The organism is Nostoc cf. edaphicum LEGE 07299 (assembly GCF_015207245.1).
In the GTDB taxonomy this organism is placed as follows: Bacteria; Cyanobacteriota; Cyanobacteriia; order Cyanobacteriales; family Nostocaceae; genus Nostoc; species Nostoc edaphicum_B.
Genome location: NZ_JADEXF010000920.1, coordinates 1 through 2767 on the forward strand (window position 1 = coordinate 1; position 2767 = coordinate 2767).

Annotated in this window: 3 protein-coding genes; all 3 read right to left on the reverse strand. The window is 42.8% G+C overall.

Annotated features, from left to right (window positions below; genetic code table 11):
• Nucleotides 1-69: 69 nt before the first annotated feature.
• A complete protein-coding gene (locus tag IQ229_RS22585) occupies nt 70-645 on the reverse strand; it encodes a 5-formyltetrahydrofolate cyclo-ligase (RefSeq protein WP_194047593.1) in 576 nt (191 codons plus the stop codon).
• Nucleotides 646-717: 72 nt separating this feature from the next.
• Nucleotides 718-1662, reverse strand: a complete 945-nt coding sequence (locus IQ229_RS22590) for a GDP-L-fucose synthase family protein (RefSeq protein ID WP_194047595.1) — start codon at nt 1660-1662, stop codon at nt 718-720.
• Nucleotides 1663-1685: 23 nt separating this feature from the next.
• A complete protein-coding gene (gmd, locus tag IQ229_RS22595) occupies nt 1686-2765 on the reverse strand; it encodes a GDP-mannose 4,6-dehydratase (RefSeq protein ID WP_194047597.1) in 1080 nt (359 codons plus the stop codon).
• Between the last annotated feature and the right edge of the window lie 2 nt (nt 2766-2767).

The window sequence follows — 2767 nt, forward strand, 5'->3', positions numbered from 1 at the left end:
ATATATTATTCAGCTTTTCATTTAGTTCATTATCTTTATTCATAGTTTGTATCCAATTTAGAAAATGCTTCAACTTTTTCGAGTCAATTCGGTTTCTGTACAAATATTTTGTAGTGGTTTATCCCAAAGTTCAATAGGTATTTGGGACAAATAGGCAAAATCAAAGACAATTCCGATAGTAGGCTTTGTCTGCCACTGGGGTAAACTGAGCAAGCGATCGTAATATCCGCCACCATAACCCAAACGATATCCTTGATAATCGCAAGCTACACTGGGTACGAGAATCAAATCTACTTCCGCAGGGTCTAAGATTGGAGCGTCGGGGTGTGGTTCATTAATCCCATAAGCACCGCTTTGGATAGAATCGTTAGGTGTCCAAATATGCCAACACAGGGATTTATTAACGCAGCGAGGAAATCCCCAACGGTATTTGGTGTTGGCAAATAAGGGACTGAGATCGGGTTCTTGGCGAAAGCTGAAATAAGCGAGTATTGTTTTTGCTTGGGTAAACAAAGTAGAGTTTTGTAAATGAGAGCATAAGCGATCGCTTTTTTCTCTCCATTCTCCAACCGACATTGATTGACGTGTTTTGAGTAGAGTGCGGCGCAATTCTACTTTATTTAGTTGATAATTAACTTTGTCCATAAAAATAGTTAAAAAAATAAGCTGGGTATCACCCAGCTTGTATCACTCTACATTCACCTGAACATTGTTATGTTATGCAGCGTGTTGACGATACCACTCAATGGTATTCTTTAGCCCTTCTTCAAAGCTCACCTGAGCCGTGAAATTAAAGGCTTGCTTTGCCCGTTCAGTATCTAAACAGCGGCGGGGTTGACCATTAGGCTTATCAGTTTGCCACACAATTTCCCCCTTAAACTCCATCAATTCGCAGATTAGAGTTACTAAATCAAGAATGGAGATTTCATAACCAGTTCCCAAGTTAACTGGTTCCGATTCGTTATAGAATTGAGTCCCCATCACAATCCCTCGCGCTGCATCTTCTGAATACAGAAACTCACGGGTAGGACTGCCATCACCCCAAACTGCAAGTTGCTTTTCTGCATTAATTTGGGCCTCGTGAACTTTGCGAACTAATGCTGGAATGACGTGAGAACTTCCGGGGTCAAAGTTATCTTCTGGGCCATATAAATTTACTGGCAGTAGGTAAATCCCATTAAAACCGTACTGCTGACGGTAAGATTGCAATTGAACTAAAAGCGCTTTTTTTGCAATTCCGTAAGGGGCATTAGTTTCCTCTGGGTAGCCATTCCAAAGATCGTCTTCTTTGAATGGCACTGGAGTGAATTTGGGATAGGCGCAGATTGTACCAACACAAACAAATTTTTCTACTCCAGCTTGATAGGCAGCGTGAATTAGCTGGGTTCCCATGATCAAGTTATCGTAAAACAACTCTGCGGGTTTTTCACGGTTTAAACCGATACCACCCACATGAGCTGCTAGATGGATGATTATGTCTTGCTGGTCAACTGTACGTTGGCTATTTTCCCAGACACGCAAATCCTGATCGCGCGATCGCGGTATTGTAATTTTCTCGCGATCTGCTCCTGCTTTACACAGTTGATCTATCACCTGACGGCCTAGAAACCCCGACCCACCAGTGACTAGAATGCGTTTATTTTTTAGTTCTAAGGCGGTCATATTTTATCCTCTGTGATGCCGAATCAGAAGTGTAAAGCGCCCAGTGTTTGACGAATAGTCGCAATATCATCTGGAAATTGCGAACCTTTTCCATTGGGTGAAGTGTGACCCAATGCTTGTAAGTCTGCTTCTACCATTAAAGAAACTAGTTCTTCAAAGGTTACTGATGGTGTCCAGCCCAAATTCTGCCGTGCTTTGGTAGAATCGCCAATCAACAACTCTACCTCAGATGGACGCAGGTAGCGCTCATCAAACTCTACATAATCTTGCCAATTAAGATTCACATAACTAAATGCCAGTTCCAAAAACTCTCGTACCGAGTGGGTTTCACCAGTAGCAATTACGTAATCGTCTGGCTGATCTTTCTGCAACATCAACCACATTGCTTTGACGTAATCCTTTGCATAGCCCCAATCTCGCTTGGCATCTAGATTACCCATGTAAATCTTTTTTTGCTTACCAGCAACAATACCAGCCACCGCTCTAGTAATTTTGCGGGTTACAAAGGTTTCACCCCGCCGTGGTGACTCGTGGTTAAAAAGTATACCGTTACAAGCAAATAAATTATAAGATTCACGATAATTTACAGTTTGCCAGTGAGCGTAAACTTTCGCACAGGCATAGGGGCTGCGGGGATAAAAGGGCGTTGCCTCAGTTTGAGGTATTGCTTGTACTAAACCGTACATTTCTGAAGAACCCGCCTGGTAAAATCGCACCTGAATTCCGGTACGATGCTGGTAGTCTCGAATTGCTTCCAACAGACGCAATGTCCCCATTCCTACTGCATCTACTGTGTATTCTGGTGAATCAAAGCTGACTCTGACGTGGGATTGAGCGCCGAGGTTGTAAATTTCTACTGGCTTTACTTCTTCTAAAATACGCCGTAACGTTGTACCATCCGTCAAGTCGCCGTAGTGAAGAAACAACCGTACTCCCTCTTTGTGGGGGTCTTCGTAAATATGATCGATACGGTCTGTGTTGAAGGTAGAAGTTCGGCGAATTATCCCATGAACTTCATAACCTTGTTCCAACAAAAACTCACTTAGATATGAACCATCTTGCCCAGTAATACCAGTAATCAACGCTCGCTTCTGTTGCGTCATGC

Bases quoted from the DNA above. Each gene is read 5' to 3' on its own strand.
- IQ229_RS22585 (WP_194047593.1), bottom strand. From the start codon at position 645: ATGGACAAAGTTAATTATCAACTAAATAAAGTAGAATTGCGCCGCACT.
- IQ229_RS22590 (WP_194047595.1), bottom strand. From the start codon at position 1,662: ATGACCGCCTTAGAACTAAAAAATAAACGCATTCTAGTCACTGGTGGG.
- gmd (WP_194047597.1), bottom strand. From the start codon at position 2,765: ATGACGCAACAGAAGCGAGCGTTGATTACTGGTATTACTGGGCAAGAT.